We start from the raw sequence: 21818 nt of genomic DNA on the forward strand, positions 1-21818 counted from the left end.
ACAGCATTATTGACATATAATTCGTTTTGCAGTCGAGTGCCCGCAAAATGTGGAGGAAAAAATGAGCGATCGCAACGACAGGTATTCAACCCGGATCAGCAACATGCGGGCGTCCGAAGTTCGCGAACTGCTCAAGCTCCTCGATCAGCCGGGCATTATTTCTTTTGCCGGTGGCATACCCGATCCTGCGCTATTCCCTAAAGATGCAATTCAGGAAGCATACAACTCCATCCTGAGTGAGAATGCCGGTGCGGCACTACAATACTCAGTCAGTGAGGGCTACAAGCCATTGCGTGAATGGCTTGTGCACCATATGGCAGCGCTTGGCGTTGAATGTTCCATCGACAACATTATCATCACGACTGGCTCGCAACAGGCGCTCGACTATATAGGAAAGCTGTTCATCTCCCCGGGAGATACCATACTCACAACTTGGCCGACTTATCTCGGCGCGTTGCAGGCATTCAACGCCTATGAGCCACATTATGACCGGTTGACGCCCGAGGGTGGCAACACGACGCCTGCCGAATACAAAAAGAATGCGGAGAAAGCTGGCGGCGAAGTCAAACTTGCCTATCTAACTGCCGATTTCTCCAATCCTACCGGTGAAACGATCGCACGCGCCGAACGTGTGAAGCTGATTGAACTGGCCCATGAGCTGGATATCCCGCTCATCGAAGATGCGGCTTATAGATCACTTCGCTTTGATGGCGAAAACGCGCCCTCCATGCTCGCCCTCGATATTGAACGTCAGGGTGACATCGATAAAACGCGGGTGATTTATTCGGGTAGCTTCTCAAAAACCCTGACGCCGGGTTTGCGCGTCGGTTGGGTATGTGCGGCGAAGCCCATTATCTCCAAGCTGGTTCTGATAAAACAGGCCGCCGATCTCCATAGTCCCACGATCAACCAGATGGTCATTCACCATGTGGCCGAGCGGCATTTCGACCAGCAGGTCAATAAGGCCCGTGACAGCTATAGGAAGCGACGGGATTACATGTTGCAGGCTCTACAGCGCTACATGCCGGACGGCGTGACATGGACAAAGCCGGAAGGTGGCATGTTTGTCTGGATGACCCTTCCCGAGCACATGGATGGTGCTGAGCTTTTGGCAAAGTCGATCAAGGAAATACAAGTTGCGTTCGTGCCGGGATCTGCCTTCCATGCAGACGGTACAGGCAAAAATACGATCCGGCTGAATTATTCCTTGCCGGACGCCGAAGCTATCGACACTGGCATGTCTCGTCTGGGTCAGCTCATCAAGAGCCAGTCAGTGGTCTAATCGCAGCATATCCGACCGGCTACGTCTCATCGTTTTGCGTACTTTGATTCAGTTTATCAGCGGTCTCTGCTCCCGGGCTCGGCGTTGCAGAGATCAGACCATGTTTATTTTTCAGATCAAGTATCGCGCGGAACGATTGAGCAGGCATTTTGGCTACAATCTTTCCCATTTTACCAACCAATTGAAACTCAAATCCTCTTGACGCAGCTTCGGTAAATTCCGCATCTTTCATCAATATAATTCCCTGTTCGGCTACCATGGGCGCACACGGAGGAAGCAGACACATCATTTTCTCTGTTGCGGTCTTGGTATAGGAAAACTGCTTTCCATAACTCCATGCCTCGGCGAACTGCATTCTTCTTGGGCTTTGAAAACTTGTCTTCAGCGCGAATCCAGATTTTGTGGAGTACACAGGCGCAACATGAAGCGCCTCAATCAGACCAATATAAGCGATGACATATCCTCCCGAGACAATATCGGCGCCCATATGCACGTCTTTGACAACGGAAGTTGTCTGGCATGAAGTTAGTATCAGCATTATAAAAACAAGTGACAAAATTCTGCGCAACGCAACTTCGCAATTGGATATAAATATCTCCTATCGGCACAGCATCAGCATTTACCGGGATCACAACATTATAATTTTTAAGAAGAGCTATCTCCGCGAGCGAATAACTTGGGAAATATTCGGACTGTAAACAGAGGCATTAGATTTCAACAAATATGAAACATCAAGATGCCGGTTCTAGACAATAGGTATAGCAACCAATACTGGTCCAATAACAATTAGCAGATGCAAACCCACTCGCAATACACGCAGGTGGATTTGCCGGGTGTCAGTTTTCCAGAGCTTGGCGCACTGCGGAAACAGCCTCTTCTGCCTTCGATCCGTCAGGGCCGCCTGCCTGTGCCATATCAGGACGACCGCCGCCACCGGCACCACCCAGAGCTGCCGAAGCAATGCGAACAAGATCGACAGCATTGAACTTTCCGACCAAATCATCGGTAACGCCGACAACCGCGCTTGCCTTCCCATCGTCTGATACACCGACAAATGCAACAACGCCGGAACCGACAGTCTTCTTCGCGTCGTCTGCCAATGGCTTGAGGTCGCGGGGACTGACGCCCGAAACTACTTTTCCGAGGAAACCCACGCCATTGACTGTCTCAGACTTCGCACCGCCCGAAGCTGTGCTTCCCAGAGCAAGCTGCTTGCGCGCTTCGGTGAGTTCACGTTCAAGCTTGCGACGCTCATCGATAAGCGCTGTCACCCGGGACAAAGCATCGGCAGGAGATGATTTCAGTGCACCGGCAATCGCTTTTACGCGCTCGTCCTGCTCTTCAAGATAACGACGCGCTGCCTCACCCGTCAACGCTTCCAGACGCCGTACACCCGCAGCCACCGCGCTTTCAGAGACAACGCGGATAAGACCGATATCGCCGGTCGCGCGGACATGCGTACCGCCGCAAAGCTCCGTGGAATAGCTTTTACCAGCCTTGTCGCCGTGAAGGGCGGTTCCCATCGACACGACGCGCACTTCATCACCGTATTTTTCGCCGAACAATGCCATCGCGCCTTCAGCGATTGCGTCATCCACGGCCATCAACCGGGTAGAAACCGGTGCGTTCTGCAAGACGATCTCATTGGCAATGTTCTCTATTGCCGTGAGTTCCTTGTCAGAAATAGGCTTTGGATGCGAGAAATCGAAACGCAATCGGTCTGGGGCTACGAGCGAGCCCTTTTGCGCCACGTGCGTGCCTAATGTCTCGCGCAGTGCTTCATGCAGCAAATGTGTCGCCGAGTGATTGGAACGGATGCGGGTTCGACGAACAGCATCAACAGTCAATTCCACTGTTGCACCAGTTTTGACCGTACCCTTCGTTACCACACCAATATGGACGAAAACACCGTCATTCTTCTTCAAAGTATCGCTTATCGCGACACTGAAGCCTTCGCCCGAGATAACGCCGGTATCACCCTGCTGGCCACCGGATTCGCCATAAAACGGTGTCTGGTTGACAACGATGGAGACTGCCTCACCCTCAGCGGCGCTTTCCACTACTGCACCGTTTTGGACCAATGCAGTGACAACGCCCTCAGCTTTCTCGGTCTCATAACCAAGAAACTCTGTGGAGCCGACTTTATCACGAACAGAGAACCATACGGTTTCAGTTGCAGCGTCACCTGAGCCGGACCAATGCGCCCGAGCTTCTGCCTTCTGACGCTCCATAGCTGCGGAAAAACCATCAGTATCGACAGTAATGCCACGTTGCCGCAATGCGTCTTGGGTCAGATCGAGCGGGAAACCGAAAGTGTCGTACAACTTAAAGGCCGTCTCGCCATCGAGACTATCTCCTTCACTCAAAGATTCCGTTGCGTCACCCAGGAGACCGAGACCCCGTTCTAGTGTCTTGCGGAACCGTGTTTCTTCAAGCTTGAGTGTCTCGGAAATGAGTGCCTCGGCGCGGATAAGCTCCGGATAAGCCTGCCCCATTTCGCGCACCAGGGTCGGGAGCAAACGCCACATCAGCGGATCGCGAGCGCCAAGTAACTGTGCATGGCGCATTGCGCGACGCATGATACGACGCAGAACGTATCCGCGGCCTTCATTCGAGGGAAGAACACCGTCTGCAATAAGGAAACTGGCCGAACGCAGATGATCAGCAATAACGCGATGGCTTGCGCGGAATTTTCCTTCCGCTTTAACCCCGGTGGCATCCTCGGATGCACGGATCAAAGCCTTGAACAGATCGATATCGTAATTGTCATGCACGCCTTGCAGAACAGCTGCAAGACGCTCAAGCCCCATTCCCGTGTCGATGGATGGGCGCGGCAATTCAATGCGTTCTTCCTTCGTGAGCTGCTCGAACTGCATGAAGACGAGATTCCAGATCTCGATAAAGCGATCACCATCCTCATCTGCACTACCGGGAGGTCCGCCCCAGATGTTTTCGCCATGATCGTAGAAGATCTCCGAGCAAGGACCGCAAGGACCGGTATCACCCATGGCCCAGAAATTATCGCTCGTAGCAATTCGAATGATGCGATCATCAGAAAGCCCGGCGATTTTCTTCCAGAAATCAGCGGCTGCGTCGTCAGTGTGGTAGACAGTGACAAGCAGCTTGTCCTTGGCCAAGCCGAATTCCTTGGTGATCAAATTCCAGGCAAGCGAGATGGCTTCTTCCTTGAAATAGTTGCCGAACGAAAAATTGCCGAGCATCTCAAAGAAGGTGTGATGGCGTGCTGTGTAACCAACATTATCCAGATCATTATGTTTGCCGCCAGCCCGCACGCATTTCTGCGAAGTCGTCGCACGGTTATAGGGACGCTGCTCAATACCTGTGAAGACATTCTTGAACTGGACCATACCGGCATTGGTAAACATCAGCGTCGGATCATTTCGAGGCACAAGCGGGCTCGAGGCGACAATCTCATGGCCGTTCTTCTTAAAGTAGTTCAGAAATGTCGACCGTATCTCGTTGACGCCACTCATAATTCTCAGCCTCTGATCCATATATCCAACGCGTAATCATTCCCTCCAAAACATGAAGAGATAGAACGCAACGCTTGTAACGATGCGTTCTGCCGCTGTCCAGAAAATCCCTGTCTGCGCGAGAAGGAAAACAAAAAAACCGCAGCCAAGCGTGGCATGCGGGTTTTTTAAAGCCATTCAGCTAAATTCCACCTGAAGAATCAACCTTCGGCAGCATCCAGAGTATCATCATCCTCACTATCATTCGGACCTTTATCGAGCATCTGCTCGGAGATCAGTCCAGCATTCTGACGTATCGCAAGTTCGATCTCATTTGCCAGATCAGGATTTTCCTTCAAGAAAAGCTTGGCATTATCGCGGCCTTGGCCAAGACGCTGTGAATTATAGGAGAACCATGATCCCGACTTCTCAACCAGACCAGCCTTGACACCAAGATCAACAAGCTCACCGGTTTTTGAAACACCTTCACCATACATGATGTCGAATTCGACCTGCTTGAAAGGTGGCGCCAGCTTGTTCTTGACCACTTTGACACGTGTCTGATTGCCGACCACTTCGTCGCGCTCTTTAAGCGAACCGATGCGGCGAATATCCAGACGAACCGATGCGTAGAACTTCAACGCATTGCCGCCTGTCGTCGTTTCCGGCGAGCCGAACATCACACCGATCTTCATACGAATCTGGTTGATGAAGATCACCATGCAATTGGACCGCGAAATGGAGGCCGTCAGCTTGCGCAATGCCTGGCTCATCAATCGAGCCTGAAGACCGGGAAGACTGTCGCCCATTTCACCTTCAATTTCAGCACGAGGCGTCAATGCAGCGACAGAATCGATAACGAGCACATCGATTGCCCCGGAGCGAACCAGCGTATCCGTAATTTCAAGTGCCTGCTCTCCAGTGTCCGGCTGGGAGATAAGCAGGTTTTCCAAATCGACACCGAGTTTGCGTGCATATACCGGATCAAGCGCGTGTTCCGCATCGACAAACGCGCAAATGCCACCCTTCTTCTGGGCTTCGGCAATCGTATGCAAGGCAAGTGTCGTCTTACCCGAGCTTTCAGGCCCGTAGATTTCCACGATACGGCCTTTGGGCAGACCGCCAACACCAAGAGCAATATCCAGCGACAAGGAACCCGTCGGGACTGTTTCAATCTCGACGACCTGCTCATTGCGCCCAAGTCGCATAATCGATCCCTTACCGAAGGACCTTTCAATCTGCGACAATGCCGCATCAAGCGCTTTAGTTTTATCCACCGAATTACCCTCAACCAATCGCAAAGAATTTTGAGCCATGTTACACTACCCCTGTGATTTCCATGAAGTCCGGATGTTCCTGTTTGTGAACTTATTTGTATCTGTTTTGTTCTCATTTTGCAATAGCGCTATGACTTTGAAATTAAAAGATAAAATAAAATTGTTCTTATAATGTTCCGGATATGCACATCTCAGCTTTCCACATATTGTTTTGCTGCGTGTGACGAGACAACCTGTCCGGGGCTGAAACCAGCTTCGAATCGTTCATATCATTGCGCCAAGCGATTCCGCAGTCTAGAGAAAGAATAAACGCGGCATCCTCACAACCTCTAGTTTTACCTGGGCATTTCTTCAATCATGACAAAACGTGTCAAACCGCTGCTCTTTGCTGTTGGCGGCGCTCATCTTGATCGCCGCGGGCAGAGTTCGGTCCCTTTCGTCCCCGGCGCTTCCAACCCGGGCATAATGCGCGAAGAGCCGGGTGGTGGCGTTTTCAATGCACTTCGTCTCGCGGCCCAACGCGGCGTCTTGACGGAGATACTTTCGGTGCGTGGCGCTGATCCTGCGGGAGATTCGGTGGCATCAGCGATAGAACTGGCAGGCATTAAGGATAGTTCCGTTATATTCATGGATCGTCCGACGCCAAGCTACACCGCGATTCTGGATGAACATGGCGACGTGGTCGCCGCAATCGCCGATATGGCACTCTATGAACTTGCATTGCCGAAGCAATTGCGCCGGCGCAAGGTTCGTGATGCCATTGCATTGGCGAACGGGGTATTTTGTGATGCAAATCTGCCGCCGGAGGGCTTGAAGCGCCTTTCAGACCTTGCTGGCGATCTTCCTTTGTTTGCCTTGGCAATTTCACCGGCAAAAGTGGTTCGCTTACGCCCGGTTTTCTCTGAACTCTCCTGCCTCTTCATGAATAGGCGCGAAGCGTTGGCTGTTACCGGTCTTGAAGAGGATGCCGAGCTTTCTGACATTTACGCTGAGCTGCGAGATCAAGGCCTTGATAGCGCGATAGTAACAAATGGGCGGGAAGCCACCCTCGCCTTCAATAGCGACGGCGCTTTCACTGTTTTGCCGCCAGATGCTTCCGGTATTGTCGATGTGACCGGTGCCGGCGATGCAATGGCTGGCGGCGCTATTGCCGCTTTGATGCGCGGTGAGACACTTCAGCAGGCATGCCGCGAGGGAATGGCAGCATCCTTCCTGACGCTGCAAATCCATTCGGCCAGCCCCAAATTTTCATCACAGGAATTCGACAAGGCGCTTGCGTTAATCCCCACAGCAAGCCCGCTCGCATAAGGAAATATCGATGACAAACAACCTGAACCCATACATGGATATAGCTGGTGACGTGCAGAATGCTCTCGCGGCAGGAAAACCGGTGGTCGCCCTCGAAAGCACCATTATCACACATGGCATGCCCTACCCGGACAACAGCCGAATGGCGGCAGATGTAGAGCGGATCATCACCAAGGAAGGTGCCGTGCCCGCAACGATCGCTATCGTTGATGGTAGACTGAAAATTGGCCTTTCTGTTGAAGAGCGGGAGGCACTTGCGCAGGTCAAGGGAGCAATGAAACTTTCCCGCGCCGATCTGGCGTTCGCTTTATCTCAAGGCAAAACAGGTGGAACAACTGTCGCAGCAACAATGTTGGCTGCCAATCTCGCCGGGATCAAGGTTTTCGCCACGGGCGGCATCGGTGGTGTGCACAAAGGCGCGGAAACCAGCTTCGATATCTCCGCGGATCTCGAAGAACTCGGACGGACACCTGTTATTGTCGTATCGGCCGGCGCAAAGGCGATTCTCGATATTGAGAAAACAATGGAAGTACTTGAAACAAACGGCGTACCGGTCGTTGTCTACGGCTCAGACATTGTTCCGGCGTTCTGGTCCCGGCAATCGTCGTTAAAGGCCCCGTTGCGTCTCGATACCGCTCAGCATATCGCAGACTTTCAGAAGGCGCGCGAGGCCATCGGCGTTGTCGGCGGCATGCTGATTGCAAATCCAATTCCGGAGACAAGCGAGATCCCAGCTGAAATCATGGCTGGTTATATTAATGAAGCAATTTCCCGCGCCACAAAAAATGGCGTCACCGGCAAAGCCGTAACGCCATTCCTTCTGTCAGAACTACTGACGATAACCAAGGGCGAAAGCCTCGTGGCGAACATTGCCCTTGTGGAGAACAATGCGCGCCTCGCAGCAAAAATCGCTGTTTCACTCGCTACTCGGTAAGTGGCGAAATCTGAATTTCGACACGGCGGTTTTGAGCCCGACCGGACTCGCTGGCATTGCTGGCGACCGGCTCGGTCGGGCCATAGCCGCGAACATCGAAGCGGCGATTGTCGATACCCTGCTGTGTCAGATAATTGGCAACGGAAAGTGCACGCCGCTCTGACAGCAACTGATTGTGTTCCATGCTGCCGGTTGAGTCTGTGTGGCCAGCAACATCGACAATCGTGCGGTCAAATTTGCGCAGAACAACAGCAACCGATGCCAGCGTTGAGAAGAACTCCGGCTTCACCTGGTCACGATCAATGTTGAACGTGATGGCGGATGGCATATTAAGGATAATGCGGTCACCATTGCGGGTAACGGAAACGCCTGTGCCTTGCAGTTGCGCACGCAATTCCGATTCCTGACGATCCATGTAATTGCCGATAGCGCCACCGCCGAGTGCACCAAGACCTGCGCCGATGAGAACGGCATTGCGCTGGGCACGCCCACTGCCACCTACCGCAAGACCGGCAAGAGCACCTGCTGCCGTACCAATCAGGGCACCGCCTGCCGTGTTCGACATCTTCTGTTCGCCCGTATAGGGATCGGTCGTGGTGCAGCCTGCCAAAAACGTCGCCGCAAGACAGGCGATGGCAAATTTCTTGATCATGGAATCAGTCCCCGTTGAATATGGCGGGGAATATACATTGGATTTGGGCAAAAGAAGGATCACAAAAAGTAAGCACGTCGTTGGTATGCAAGTTTTTGCAGCCTTCCTGCTCTCAAACGATAAAAAGCACGTCTAGGACAGGTTTACGCCAAGGGTCTCGCGTAACTGTCTCTGCCCGTTAGGAGTAACGGAAACAGCCCGCGTACCTTCAACGCGCCTGATCCAGCCCTGGTCAAAGCAATGACTGCATAGAGCAGCCCCAATTGCGCCCGCCAGATGTGGTCGGCGCTCGCTCCAGTCGAGACATGGTCTGCATAGAATACGATTGCTCTTGGCCGTGATCGCTTCAATGCTGATCCCGGCTCGCTCGAAAAGTCTGATTCCGCTCGGCGTCATTTCTCCAGCGTCAACTCCAAGATCAAGATGTCCCGCACCAATCAGCGCGTCTGCGATGGAAACGCCGAGATGGCCCGCCAGATGATCGTAGCAAGTGCGCCCCGCCCGTAATGCTGCATCGCGGGGTCCTGTTCTCACGGGCTTGCTGTCTGCCATTGGTGCAGCCAGCCGCATGATACTTTCGATCATTTGCGCGACTGCTGGTGACGCCAAGCGGTGATAGCGGTGACGCCCCTGCTTCTCCACCTGCAATAGTCCCGCGTCAATCATTCGCGTCAAATGACTGCTTGCAGTCTGAGCGGTTATTCCGGCCAAGCGCGCAAGTTCAGATGCCGTCAATGCGCGACCATCCATCAGCCCGTTAAGCATGCTAGCTCGGCCCGGATCACCTGCCAGAGCAGCAATTTCCGCAAATCGTGCATTGTTAGACATGATATTATTCCGTGTTGTCATTACCCTGATACTGACTAAAGCAAGGCAATGTTGCTTCGAAAGCGGTCGAACTATCAAGAGCTGGTTTCCAATCTCCTGACAGCTCTTAGGTTACAACGCTTCGATCATACTCGAAGCATCGATAGCCACGCCGGGCTAGAACAAAGGCAGTCACAAGGAGCAATGACATGCCTATTACCTGTTTCATCCGATATGAAATCGACCCTTATCAGAAAGATGCATTCGAAGAATATGCTCGCAACTGGAATGAAGCAATTCCGCGCTGCGGCGCGGATTTGATTGGTTATTATGCACCACACGAAGGTTCTGCAACGCTGGCTTACGCTGCATATAATGTCGAGAATCTTGCCGCTTATGAGGCCTATCGTGCCAAACTCATGGCTGATCCTATCGGGCAAGCCAATTATGCATTTGCCAAAGAGAAACGCCTTATTCGTCGCGAGGACCGCACGTTTCTGCGTCTCGTGACGGGCACCAATGGAGGATTGATAAGGTGATTGCAGTAATTTTTGAAGTTGAACCTGCGGAAGGCCGCAGCAAAGATTATTTCGATTGGGCCGCAAGTCTGCGGCCAATATTGGAAACGATGGATGGGTTTATTTCAGTAGAGCGGTTTCGTAGCCTGACTGACGAAAACCGCTATCTTTCACTGTCGTTCTGGCGCGACGAAGCGTCAGTTGCGGCTTGGCGAAACACCGAAGAACATCGAATGGCCCAAAGTGATGGCCGTGCCGGAATCTTTGCTGATTACCGGCTGAGGATCGCGTCCGTTGTGCGCGACTATGGTTTGCGTGCCCGTGATGAGGCTCCGCTTGATGCGCGAATTTACCATCACGCCTGAACGCGCGGATCGGGATTACGTTGAGCGCAAGCGGGCCCAGGACCACGCATATAATGGCGCTCCGGACGGTAGCTTGGAACAACAAATTCACGGACGATACGAAGTGTATCGCGTAACTGGAAAATCATGGTCATGGTCGTGTGCCTTGGTTCATACATACCGGATAATCTCCGATAGTGATCAATTAGCTAAAACTTAACTTAAAAGTATGAACGCCTCCTGAACGTCTTTGGTTAAAATCATCTGAATTCATGAAAAATTAGCTTTAACCAGTAAGGCAAACCACGGCCCCAAAAAAGCAAAACGGGCTTAAACCGCCCGTTTTGCTGGATTTTATACAAGTGGTAGCAATTTCAAATTTAACTTTTAAGGCCTTAATGAACGCTTCGATTGGTTAATCTACGTCCGTATGCGCTCAGCCTTCGGATCATACATTGGCTTCAGTGAAACTTCCGCTTTGACCCGCGTTCCCGCAATTTCGATTTCGTAATCGGACGCCAATATCTGTTCAGCACACTCACCTTTCGAGGGTACATACCCAAGACCGATTGCACCGCCGAGATGATGCCCATAATTTCCGGAGGTGATTGTGCCCACGATTTTACCATCACGCACGATGGCCTCATTATGAAACAATAGCGGCTCAGGATCGCTCAACCGGAACTGCACCAACCGGCGGTCAAGTCCGGCCTCTTTTTTTCTCAAGACCGCGTCGCGGCCGTTAAAATCACCCTTATCGACCTTCACCGCGAAGCCCAATCCTGCTTCTAAAACGTGATCCTCGTCGGTGATGTCATGACCGAAATGCCGGAAGGCTTTTTCTATACGGCAGGAATCAAGAGTGTGCAGGCCGCAAAGCTTCAAGCCAAACTCCCTTCCCGCCTCTTCTATCGCCTCAAACACATGGGCCGTCTGATCAGTGGGAATGTAAAGCTCCCAGCCCAGTTCCCCGACATAGGTAACGCGGTGTGCACGGACCAGCCCCATACCGATCTCGATCTCGCGCGCTGTTCCGAATGGATTGGCCTCGTTGGAAAAATCATTGGGGCTGGCTTTCTGGATCAGCTCACGGGATTTCGGCCCCATAAGGCACAGCACCGATTCAGCCGCAGTAATATCCGTGACGACAACGAACTCATCCATGAGATGTTTCCTCATCCAAGCGAGATCGCGCTGTAACGTGGCTCCCGGAACAATAGCCAGGAATGCTGTTTCCGAAAGGCGTGTAATCGTCAGGTCGCTTTCGATCCCGCCACGATTATTGAGCATTTGCGTATAGACGATGCGGCCAGCTTCGACATCGAGTTGGTTGGCGCAAAGTCTCTGCAGAAATGCCAGCGCATCGCGACCCTCGACGCGAATTTTGCCAAAAGAAGTCATATCGAACAGACCGACGCCATTACGTACGGCCAAATGCTCGTCGCGCTGGTTATCGAACCAGTTCTGCCGCTTCCAAGAATAGCGATATTCGCGTTCCTGACTTTCCTTGGCAAACCAGTTTGCCCGCTCCCACCCAGCGACCTCGCCAAAAACAGCCCCGCGCGCCTTTAGATGTTCGTGAATAGGTGAGCGGCGAATATTTCGCGACGTTGCCATTTGGCGGTAAGGAAAATGATCCGCATAGAGCAGACCAAGAGTCTCGGAAACGCGCTCTTTCAAGTAGCGCCGATTCTTCTGAAAGGGTTGGGCGCGACGGATATCTACTTCCCATAAATCAAAGGGCGCTTCGCCATCATTTATCCATTGCGCCAGCGCCATGCCAGCACCGCCTGACGATACGATGCCGATGGAATTATAGCCTGCAGCGACCCAGTAGCCGCCGAGTTCCGGCGCTTCACCAAGATAGTAGCGATCATCCGGTGTAAAGCTTTCCGGGCCGTTGAAAAATGTATGGATACCAGCCGTACCAAGCATTGGCATGCGATTGACGCCCATTTCGAGAATGGGTTCGAAGTGCTCGAAATCCTCCGGCAACTGGTCGAAACAGAAATCCTCGGAGATGCCATTCATACCCCATGGCTTTGCCACCGGCTCGAACGCACCGAGCATCATCTTGCCGGCATCCTCCTTGTAATATGCGCACTCATCGGGAACGCGAAGCACAGGCAACCGCCCCAGCCCTTCAATAGGCTCGGAAACCAGATAAAAATGTTCGCAGGCATGCAAAGGTACAGTAACGCCGGAGCTGGCAGCCAAATCACGCGCCCACATGCCCGCACAGTTGATGACAACATCTGTTTCGATGGTGCCCTGTTCACCACCCTTTGACCATGACACCCCGGTAACTCGACCGTTCTTTTTCAGAACTTCAGTGACCTGCACATTCTCGACGATTTTCGCACCACGCTGGCGGGCGCCTTTTGCCAGTGCCATCGCGATATTGCCGGGGTCGCATTGCCCATCGAGCGGCAAATGGACGGCACCGACGACATCCGCAATGTTAAGATGCGGATACATCTCTTTGACTTCGCTGGGAGATATTTCACGAACATCCACATCAAAAGCCCGTGCCAACGAGGCTTGCCGGTAAATTTCATGTTTGCGCTCTTCGGTTAAAGCAACCGTGATTGATCCAACCTGCCGCATACCTGTGGCGACCTCGGTTTCCGCTTCGAGCTTGACATAAAGGTCGGCAGAATATTTCGCGAGCCTTGTCATATTCTGTGACGCGCGAAGCTGCCCGATCAACCCGGCAGCATGCCACGTTGTGCCGGAAGTCAACTGCTTACGCTCAAGCAGAACAATATCGGTCCAGCCAAGCTTTGCCAGATGATAAGCGACTGAACAGCCGGAAACACCTCCGCCGATGATGACGGCCCGGGCCTTGGCCGGTAAAGAACTCATGCGCGGATTCTTTCGTTTTTGGGGTCCCAAAGAGGCTCATCCGGGTGAACTGTTGCTTTGTATCGCTCGCCGAAGATTTCTACTTCGACTTCCGTTCCGGGTTCTGTCAGTTCGGTCTTCAACATGCCAAGCGCAATGGATTTATCTATGCGATGCCCCCAACCGCCGGAAGTGGTTTCACCAACGATAGCCCCTTCATGCCAAAGCGTTGACATATAGGGCGCATCACAATCTCCAGCATCAACGGTCAGGGTGACAAAGCGCTTCGCCACGCCCCGTTGTTTTTCGCTCTCCAGCGCGGCCTTGCCGAGAAACTCCGGCTTTTCCCATTTGATGAAGCGCTCAAGTCCGCTTTGCAGCGGCGTATAGTCGGTTGAAAGATCACCTTTCCAGGCCCGATACCCTTTTTCCAAACGCAAAGAATCCAATGCAAACATGCCAAATGGTTTGATCCCGTATTTCTGGCCTGCCAACCACACAGCATCGAAAATCGCAGCTGTGTCTGCCACTTTGCTATGCACTTCCCACCCGAGTTCACCCGCAAAGGACACACGAACCAACTGGCAATAACGTCCTTCTATCTGCGTCGTCTGATGCGATAACCATGATTTTTCGAGATCGGCGTCACAAATTTCACTGAAAAGCTCACGCGCCTTTGGACCGGTAACGATCTGGCAGGAGAAATCCTCAGTGACATTACTGATAGTAATAGCGGTCTCTTGTGGCAAATGATTGAGCAGCCAGTCACGGTCATGCCATTCGGCAACACCAGCGGTTATCAGGAAAAATACGTCCTCATCGATAGCCATTATCGACATTTCAGTGACCACTCGACCTTTCTCATCAGAGAAATAGCCAAGTCCGATGCGTCCAGGCTTGGGTACAATCCCGGTGATCAATATGGTCAGCCAAGCGCGTGCGCCTTCACCACTCACCTTGAACCGGGAAAACCCCGGCAGATCGAGAATACCAACAGCATCACGAACGGCGTGGCATTCTTCGCGAATGCGCTGCTGCCAAGGCCCTTCGCGTTTGAAAGTTTGGGTTGCTTCTTCGGAAATATCATCGCCCGGCTGCGCATACCAATTGGCACGTTCCCAGCCATTATAAGCGCCGAACTGCGCGCCAAGCCCCTGAATACGATCATTGATGGGCGAAAGTTTCTTGTTGCGACCTGCTGACCATGTATGTCGTGGAAAATGGATAGCGTATTCATGGCCATAGACTTCTAGGCCTTTGGCAACGCAATAATCCTTGTCAGTAAAGGCAGTGAAGCGGCGCGGATCGCAGGACCACATATCCCATTCCGTTGCGCCTTCAGTCACCCACTCAGCCAGCACTTTGCCTGCACCGCCAGCCTGTGCGATCCCGAAAGTAAATACACACGCTTCGAAGGCATTCGGAACTCCGGGCATAGGCCCAATCAGCGGGTTGCCATCGGGAGCGTAAGGAATAGGCCCATTTATGATTTTCGAAAGTCCGGCAGTGCCGAGGATCGGAACGCGCGCGATCGCATCATTGAGATACCATTCCAACCGCTCCAGATCATCGGGGAAAAGCTGGAACGAGAAGTCATCCGGCATAGGATCATCTGCCGTGGCCCAATGCGCACGGCAGTTGCGCTCATAGGGACCAAGATTCATGCCGTTCTTCTCTTGTCTCAAGTAGTAGGAAGAATCGACATCGCGCAGGAGTGGAAGCTTTTGGCCGTGCTCCCGGGACCACGCAGCAATTTCCGGAATCTCGTCGAACAGCAAATATTGATGGCTCATCACCATCATCGGTACGTCACGCCCAAACAGCTTGCCGATTTCCTGCGCGCGATAGCCAGCGGCATTGACCACATATTCGCAGCGAATTTCCCCTTGAGGCGTAGTAATTATCCACTCATCATTCTCCCGCCGTGCACCAGTAACAGGACAGAACCGGATAATCTTTGCGCCAAGATCGCGAGCCCCCTTTGCCAGAGCCTGCGTCAGTTGAGCCGGATCAATGTCACCATCGTTCGGATCGTAGAGTGCACCTGCAAGCTCGTGGGTCGCTATAAACGGATATTGGCTATTAATCTCGTCAACGCCCAGCACATCAATATCCATACCCTGATAGCGGCCCATGCTCTTGACGCGCTGGAACTCGCGCATGCGCTCTTTGCTATGGGCAAGTCGCAGCGATCCGGTGACATGATAGTTCATCGGGTAGTCGACTTCAGCAGCCAGCCTGCGATAAAGCTCTGCCGAATATCGCTGCATGTTCATAACGGACCAAGACGCCGAGAACGTAGGCACATTCCCCGCCGCGTGCCATGTGGAGCCTGATGTCAGCTCGTTCTTCTCAAGCAGCACGCAATCTGTCCAGCCAACCTTTGCGAGGTGGTAAAGCGACGATACGCCAACCGCCCCGCCACCAATAATGACGACGCGCGCCGACGTTGGAAAATCAGACATACAAAATCTCCCGTAGTGTCATGCTATTGGCTCACGCCCGTGCGATTTCATCGAGGTACCACTGGATGTACCGCAACTCGTTATACTCCATTGGAGCGATAGGCCCCGGCACGAAGTAGTGCGAACGTACGCCTCGTGCCGTATGTTCGATAATTGTCTTGTCTTCAGCGGTGGTCACCTTCCAGAGCCATGTAAGCTTTTCAAGGTCGTAATCCCTGCCTTCTTCGGCATCGCCCCGCACCAGCCAGATCAGTTCCATTTCACACGTGTCGACGGTCTTCGGAACAAACCGATAAATCATTCCATGATCCGGATAACACACAAGGAAGCTCGTGCCGCCAAGATGAATGGAGGTTACGCCACCATCGAACTCTGTAAATCGGCCCATAAGAGGCCCGACGGGTGTACCATCCTCACTGCCACTCGAAACACCATCATAAAGCGCATAGCGGAAGGTATGGATTGTCTCTTGCCCCTGCGCCGAACTCTGCCAATGATCGCCGGTGGCAATATCGATACCCAGCGCACAGGTGCGCTGCTCCATACGAGCATTGAGTTCAACGATTTTTTCCGCAGGCTGCTCGAGCGCGTGGGTTTGCGAATATTCCGGATGTGCCGGACCACAATGGTAGCACTCCACATAATTCTCGACTGCGAGTTTCCAATTGGCATCAACCGGATAGGTTTCACGATGAGCAACCTTGGCGTCTGCCCAGCCATATTGCCCGCAAGTCGTTCGCAAAGACTGTTCGATAATTGAAAAATCCAGCGGTTCGTCGGCAAAGCAGATAAAAATCAATCCTTCTGCCACGCGTACTTGCAGCTTCTTCAAACCATGGGCAGTACGGTCAAAATCCCTTGGCATAAGCCTTGCTGCCCGCAGGCTGCCATCATTGGTGTACGTCCAGGCGTGATAGGGGCAAACAAAAAACCGGGCGTTGCCCTTAGGCTTTGTGCAGACTTCAGCACCGCGATGGCGACAAACATTCAGGAAGGCGTGGATTGAGCCATCTTCGGTTCTTGAAACGATCACCGCTTCCGTGTCGATCTTGAACAGCTCAAAATCCCCGGCATTGGGGATAATGCTGGCATGGCCGATACAGTGCCAATGGCGCCGGAATACGCGCTCCATGTCGCGAGCATAAATATCAGGGTCCATATAGAATGAGCGGACCAGGCCATGACCCGCCCTATGCTCGGCGATCAACTTGTCGATCTTGTCCAGAGATGGCGCAATTTCTGCAAATGCCTGTTCCGCACCCATTTCATTCTCCGAAATCATTGTTCCCGGACGCTTGTTTTCTCTTGATGCGCGTCGCAGTTTAGAATGATTCCGCATTGCGCAGCATTCAAGCGATGGTTACTCATAAAGACATGAATTATTCTCACCTGTCTGGTTACAAGGGTTTTCTGCGATGATGTCCAAACCACGGATACCGCCGTTAGGCTCGCTCCGAGCCTTCGAAGCATCGGCGCGGCTGTTGAGTTTCCGCTTGGCTGGAGACGAGCTTGGGGTCACTCAATCAGCGATCAGCCATCGCATTGCCGAACTGGAAACAATTCTTGGAGTAAAATTGTTCGAGCGGCTTCCACGAGGAGTTTCGCTCACTGACGCGGGAACGCTCTACTATCCCTACATGCGCGATGCTTTTGAGAAGATCGCCAGAGGCACGGCTCTGATAAACCGTATTGGTACCACGGATGATCTTGCTATTGAAACCTATGCAACATTTGCCATCCGCTGGCTCATTCCGCGACTGACAGATTTTCGCAGGGTCAATCCAAATCTGGCCATCCGGATCGGCACCAGCCAGTTGGATTGGGAACTGAACATCGATAGTTCTGACATCGGAATCATCCATACCACTCGCCCGGAGCGCATGAACCTGCACTATCGGCAATTGGTAAAAGCCCAGATGCGGCCAGTATGTAGTCCCCATGTGGCGGCACGCATAGCGAATGAGACGGATGTAGCATCTTTGAGTAAAATACCCCGTCTGGCGCTTTATACTGCGCCCGAAGATTGGGGCACCTGGTTGGACGCCGCTGGTATCGCCGACACGGCAAAGGCGGTCACACTAAAATTCGATACCTATCTTGCAGCGCTCCAATCAGCTCTCGATGGACAGGGAATTGCCGTAGCTCCTGATTTTCTAGTGGAAGAAGATATCAGGGCCGGAAGGCTTGTCGCACCTTTCCCGCTCAAGGTTCCGCAACCCGGCGCATGGTACATGATCTGCCGCAAAGAGCGCGTTGGCGAGGCTCGCATAAAGCAGTTTGAAAACTGGCTGGTCGATCAGTTCAGTGTTACTTCTTCTTGATTCCAATCGCCCGGCCAACGCGCGCTGGCATTGGCAGCTCGGAATGCGCATTTTTGTAAAAGTCGAGCTTTGGCAAAACATCATCAGGAAACGGCACGACTTTCGGTCCATTCATATCCACATGCAACGAAAGTACTTCTGCGGTTGCAGCCACCCATCCGTCTACGTGAATGATCTCATTATAGGTGTGAAGCCGCTTGCCATCGAAGTCGATAAGCTGGCTTGTAACAGTAACGATATGATCGAGATGAATTTCCTGCACGTAGCAGATATGCACTTCGGCGGTGTAGATCGTCAGCTTGCGTTCGGCGGCATATTTAGGGCCAAACCCCAGCTCTGCCAGAAATTCGTCACCTCCCCGGTCAAAAACCACGTTGTAATAGGCCATGTTGAGATGCCCATTATAATCAATCCAGTCCTTTTCCATGGAGATGGGTGCGGATCGGTATAGTTCCCCGGCTTGATGGCTGACTGTCATTTCTTGCTCCTGCGCGATCTTTCTGATCTTCGACGTTGAAACATGGATGCGCAGTTCATCGCTTTGTCAAAAACGACTTCTAGTGAACAGGCCGGAAGGCACTGGGTGGCCTTCCTTCAAAACTGCGGAATGTGCGTGTAAAGGCAGACGCTGACGAAAATCCTGTACGTGCAGCGATGTCAGCAAGTGGTGACCTCGTGTCTGTAACCAGTCTGCGCGCCACTTTCAGACGAAGCCGCAGATAATAACGTCCCGGACCCTCTCCCACTGCTTTCGCAAAGATTTTTTCAAGGCTTCTGGCACTTAGTCCGCAACGTTTGGCAATCGCGCCAATCGTAAGCGGTTGCTCGATATGATTTTCCATAAGGCGTACTGCAATTGCGAGCTTGGGGTGTACATCGTCCAATCTGCCGAGCGAAACCAGTGGCTGGGCATCGTTTGAGGCATGCGCCTCGTCATAAATGAACACGCTTGCGACATCGAGAGCGACTGACATGCCGTAGCGCGAACGGATCAAATGCAGCATCAGATCAAACGTTGGCGATGCCCCGCCGCTGGTGAATACCGGACCATCGATGACGTAGCGATCCGGCCTGATGTCGGCATCGGGAAACTCGGCGGTAAATTCCTCCATATCTTCCCAATGCGTTGTCGCCCTGCGGCCGGACAACAAACCAGCGCGGCCCAACAGCCATGAGCCAGCCTCAATGCCACCTATCATCTGGTAGTTATGGACGGCACGCCGCAAGTTCGCGGTGAACGTTGTGCGTGCGATATCAGCAGTACCAAAGCCCCCGACCACCAGCAGCATGTCGCCCTTTTCTCTAGCGTTGAACGAGCCGGAAACCGCAATAGGCAGACCGCATGTTGTCATTGTCGGCTGTCCGTCAAGCGAAACAATCTGCCATTTGAACAATGGAGAGCCTGAGACCCGGTTCGCAGCCCGCATCGGATCAACGGTTGAAGCCACACACATGAGCGAAGCGCCGCTGAACACGAGAACAGTCACGTTCAAGGTTTCGGTGTTGGGCAAAAAGAGTGGCGATATTTCGCTATTCATCAATTTTGATTCGTATATCGCAAAGCACTTTTTGGCAATGGAGGCATGATCAGGTCAATAAATAATGGGAGCAGACAAATGGGACTAACTCCAAACCGCGATGTATTCATCACTTGCGCAGTTACCGGCTCTGGCGACACTACAGGCCGGTCCGATAAGGTGCCGGTCACTCCACGCCAGATTGCGGACGAATGCATTGCCGCTGCAAATGCAGGCGCAGCGATTGCACATATCCATGTGCGTGACCCCAAGACCGGCAAAGGTTCTCGCGACATTGCCCTCTACACGGAAGTCGTCGAGCACATAAAGGCTTCGGGTGTCGACATGGTGTTGAACCTCACGGCAGGTATGGGCGGCGACCTGACGCTGGGCAGTGTGGAGCAGCCAATGCCGCCCTCCGCTGACGGAACTGACATGGCCGGTGCAACGGAGCGTCTGGAGCATGTGGCAAAGCTACGCCCGGAAATCTGCACGCTCGATTGCGGCACGATGAATTTCGGTGAAGGTGATTACGTCATGACCAACACGCCTGCCATGCTCAAGGCAATGGCGGCACAGATTCAGGCGCTGGGTGTGCGTCCCGAAGTTGAAATTTTCGATACAGGCCACCTGCTGCTGGCAAAGTGGCTTTACGATCAAAAATTGCTCGATGATCCGGTTATGGTTCAGCTCTGCATGGGTATTCCGTGGGGAGCACCGGATGACATTGGAACGCTGTTGGCCCTGACCAATAATCTGCCTTCAAACTGGACATTCTCTGCCTTTTCCATCGGACGTAACCAGATGCCTTATGCTGCAATGGCCATGCTGGCGGGCGGCAATATCCGCGTTGGTCTTGAGGACAATATCTGGCTCGACAAAGGCGTCCTGGCCACAAATGGTCCTTTGGTCGAACGTGCAGTGAAAGTCGCTGAGGGTATCGGTGCTCGTATTCTTGGCCCTCAGGAAGTTCGCGAACGCATGAAATTGACGAAGGGCTGGTAAGATCATGGCAAGCATTCGCAAAGCAGCTGCCGTCGGCGGCGGTGTTATCGGTGCAGGCTGGGTCGCCCGCCTTCTTCTCAATGGCATAGATGTTTCAATTTTCGACCCCGATCCGGAAGCGGAACGTAAGGTCAGCGAAGTCATGAAGAATTCTCGACGGGCATACAAGACCATGCTGCCGGATGGTCTGCCCAAAGAAGGCAAACTGACTTTTGCAAAGTCGATTAAAGAAGCTGTAGCTGGCGCGAACTTTATTCAGGAAAGCGTGCCGGAGCGTCTGGACCTGAAACACAAGGTTCTGGCTGAAATCGACAAACATGCCGACGTGGACGCCATTATCGGCTCTTCGACTTCCGGCATCCTGCCTTCGGACATGCAGACTTCGATGAAGCACCCCGAGCGGCTAGTCGTAGGACACCCATATAATCCTGTGTACCTGCTACCGCTTGTGGAAATCGTAGGTGGCAAGCTTACTTCCCCGGGATCTATTGAAAAAGCCCGCGAACTCTACGCTTCAATAGGCATGAAGCCTGTCGTCATCCGCAAGGAGATTGAAGCCTTCGTTGGAGACCGTCTGCTTGAGGCTGTCTGGCGTGAGTCCCTTTGGCTGATCAAGGACGACATTACGACTGTCGAAGAACTTGACGATATCATGCGCTATTCATTCGGCATTCGCTGGGCGCAGATGGGCATGTTTCAAGTCTATCGTGTCGCCGGTGGTGAAGCTGGCATGCGTCATTTCATTGCGCAGTTTGGCCCTTGCCTGTCATGGCCATGGACCAAGCTCATGGACGTGCCGGAACTTACTGAAGAGTTGGTCGACAAGATCGCCAATCAGTCTGATGAGCAGGCACACGGGCTTTCGATCCGTGAGCTGGAGCGCATACGCGACGATAACCTCGTTGCCATCATGGATGCACTGTCCAAGCAGAATAAAGGCAAGGGTTGGGGTGCTGGCGCGCTCTACAAGGACTACACCAAGCGCCTTTCCAAGCTGGCGCAGAAACCTGCACTCTCTAAAGCGGCAGCCAAGGCTGTAACGAGCAAGCCTAAAAAGAAGAAGGGCTGAAA

The 21818-nt window shown here is 52.8% G+C and carries 19 protein-coding genes; 8 read left to right on the forward strand and 11 right to left on the reverse strand.

The features are described 5' to 3' along the window. The first annotated feature begins 61 nt into the window (after positions 1 to 61). Positions 62 to 1282, forward strand: coding sequence for a PLP-dependent aminotransferase family protein (locus tag ABKW30_RS18310; protein ID WP_348600335.1), 1221 nt, complete (start codon positions 62 to 64; stop codon positions 1280 to 1282). A 19-nt stretch (positions 1283 to 1301) separates the two neighbouring features. On the opposite strand, the gene ABKW30_RS18315 is transcribed toward ABKW30_RS18310, so the two are convergent. The 4 genes from ABKW30_RS18315 to recA form a co-directional block, all read right to left on the reverse strand. Continuing rightward, on the reverse strand, positions 1302 to 1769 hold the full coding sequence (locus ABKW30_RS18315) for a hypothetical protein (protein ID WP_348600336.1): 468 nt from the start codon (positions 1767 to 1769) through the stop codon (positions 1302 to 1304). A 349-nt stretch (positions 1770 to 2118) separates the two neighbouring features. Next, a complete protein-coding gene (gene alaS, locus ABKW30_RS18320; RefSeq protein WP_348600337.1) occupies positions 2119 to 4776 on the reverse strand; it encodes an alanine--tRNA ligase in 2658 nt (885 codons plus the stop codon). Positions 4777 to 4812: 36 nt separating this feature from the next. Next, on the reverse strand, positions 4813 to 4953 hold the full coding sequence (locus tag ABKW30_RS18325) for a hypothetical protein (RefSeq protein WP_348600338.1): 141 nt from the start codon (positions 4951 to 4953) through the stop codon (positions 4813 to 4815). 23 nt (positions 4954 to 4976) lie between these two features. Beyond that, the gene (recA, locus tag ABKW30_RS18330) at positions 4977 to 6071 is read right to left on the reverse strand and encodes a recombinase RecA (protein ID WP_348600339.1); all 1095 of its coding nucleotides are present in this window, start codon (positions 6069 to 6071) and stop codon (positions 4977 to 4979) included. A 318-nt stretch (positions 6072 to 6389) separates the two neighbouring features. Here recA and ABKW30_RS18335 point away from each other — a divergent pair, with 318 nt between their 5' ends. Next, positions 6390 to 7340: a carbohydrate kinase family protein gene (locus ABKW30_RS18335; protein WP_348600340.1), complete on the forward strand. Its 951-nt coding sequence runs from the start codon at positions 6390 to 6392 to the stop codon at positions 7338 to 7340. Positions 7341 to 7350: 10 nt separating this feature from the next. Further along, a complete protein-coding gene (locus ABKW30_RS18340) occupies positions 7351 to 8274 on the forward strand; it encodes a pseudouridine-5'-phosphate glycosidase (RefSeq protein ID WP_348600341.1) in 924 nt (307 codons plus the stop codon). Here ABKW30_RS18340 and ABKW30_RS18345 read toward each other — a convergent pair. Next, positions 8264 to 8926, reverse strand: a complete 663-nt coding sequence (locus ABKW30_RS18345; RefSeq protein WP_307285291.1) for an OmpA family protein — start codon at positions 8924 to 8926, stop codon at positions 8264 to 8266. The genes ABKW30_RS18340 and ABKW30_RS18345 overlap by 11 nt on opposite strands. 132 nt (positions 8927 to 9058) lie before the next feature. After that, positions 9059 to 9754 (reverse strand): winged helix-turn-helix domain-containing protein, encoded by a 696-nt coding sequence (locus tag ABKW30_RS18350; protein WP_348600342.1) that lies wholly within the window; start codon positions 9752 to 9754, stop codon positions 9059 to 9061. Between the two features lie 188 nt (positions 9755 to 9942). Here ABKW30_RS18350 and ABKW30_RS18355 point away from each other — a divergent pair, with 188 nt between their 5' ends. Next, positions 9943 to 10272 carry an NIPSNAP family protein gene (locus ABKW30_RS18355; protein ID WP_348600343.1) on the forward strand — a complete coding sequence of 110 codons (330 nt, stop codon included), beginning with the start codon at positions 9943 to 9945 and terminating at the stop codon, positions 10270 to 10272. Further along, complete coding sequence (locus ABKW30_RS18360; RefSeq protein ID WP_348600344.1) at positions 10269 to 10616, forward strand: antibiotic biosynthesis monooxygenase; 348 nt, start codon at positions 10269 to 10271, stop codon at positions 10614 to 10616. The genes ABKW30_RS18355 and ABKW30_RS18360 overlap by 4 nt, the downstream gene beginning before the upstream one ends. Before the next feature lie 399 nt (positions 10617 to 11015). Here the strand turns inward: ABKW30_RS18360 and ABKW30_RS18365 are convergent, their stop codons facing one another. From ABKW30_RS18365 to ABKW30_RS18375, 3 genes are read right to left on the reverse strand one after another with little or no spacing between them, the layout of a single operon-like run. Continuing rightward, positions 11016 to 13460 (reverse strand): FAD-dependent oxidoreductase, encoded by a 2445-nt coding sequence (locus ABKW30_RS18365; protein WP_348600345.1) that lies wholly within the window; start codon positions 13458 to 13460, stop codon positions 11016 to 11018. After that, complete coding sequence (locus ABKW30_RS18370; RefSeq protein ID WP_348600346.1) at positions 13457 to 15904, reverse strand: FAD-dependent oxidoreductase; 2448 nt, start codon at positions 15902 to 15904, stop codon at positions 13457 to 13459. Before ABKW30_RS18370 ends, ABKW30_RS18365 begins: the two co-directional genes overlap by 4 nt. Before the next feature lie 31 nt (positions 15905 to 15935). Continuing rightward, positions 15936 to 17168, reverse strand: a complete 1233-nt coding sequence (locus tag ABKW30_RS18375; RefSeq protein WP_348600347.1) for an aromatic ring-hydroxylating dioxygenase subunit alpha — start codon at positions 17166 to 17168, stop codon at positions 15936 to 15938. Positions 17169 to 17319: 151 nt separating this feature from the next. On the opposite strand from ABKW30_RS18375, the gene ABKW30_RS18380 reads away from it, so the two are divergent. Continuing rightward, positions 17320 to 18225 carry a LysR substrate-binding domain-containing protein gene (locus ABKW30_RS18380; protein ID WP_348600348.1) on the forward strand — a complete coding sequence of 302 codons (906 nt, stop codon included), beginning with the start codon at positions 17320 to 17322 and terminating at the stop codon, positions 18223 to 18225. Here ABKW30_RS18380 and ABKW30_RS18385 read toward each other — a convergent pair. Together ABKW30_RS18385 and ABKW30_RS18390 are read right to left on the reverse strand one after the other, a co-directional pair. Next, positions 18212 to 18703: a thioesterase family protein gene (locus tag ABKW30_RS18385; protein ID WP_348600349.1), complete on the reverse strand. Its 492-nt coding sequence runs from the start codon at positions 18701 to 18703 to the stop codon at positions 18212 to 18214. The two genes, ABKW30_RS18380 and ABKW30_RS18385, sit on opposite strands and share 14 nt — an antisense overlap. Before the next feature lie 79 nt (positions 18704 to 18782). Beyond that, positions 18783 to 19763 carry a GlxA family transcriptional regulator gene (locus tag ABKW30_RS18390; protein WP_348600350.1) on the reverse strand — a complete coding sequence of 327 codons (981 nt, stop codon included), beginning with the start codon at positions 19761 to 19763 and terminating at the stop codon, positions 18783 to 18785. A 78-nt stretch (positions 19764 to 19841) separates the two neighbouring features. On the opposite strand from ABKW30_RS18390, the gene ABKW30_RS18395 reads away from it, so the two are divergent. Continuing rightward, positions 19842 to 20747: a 3-keto-5-aminohexanoate cleavage protein gene (locus ABKW30_RS18395; protein WP_348600351.1), complete on the forward strand. Its 906-nt coding sequence runs from the start codon at positions 19842 to 19844 to the stop codon at positions 20745 to 20747. Positions 20748 to 20751: 4 nt separating this feature from the next. After that, a complete protein-coding gene (locus ABKW30_RS18400; protein WP_348600352.1) occupies positions 20752 to 21816 on the forward strand; it encodes a carnitine 3-dehydrogenase in 1065 nt (354 codons plus the stop codon). Positions 21817 to 21818 lie beyond the last annotated feature (2 nt).

The organism is Phyllobacterium sp. SB3, assembly GCF_040009165.1.
Lineage (GTDB): Bacteria > Pseudomonadota > Alphaproteobacteria > Rhizobiales > Rhizobiaceae > Phyllobacterium.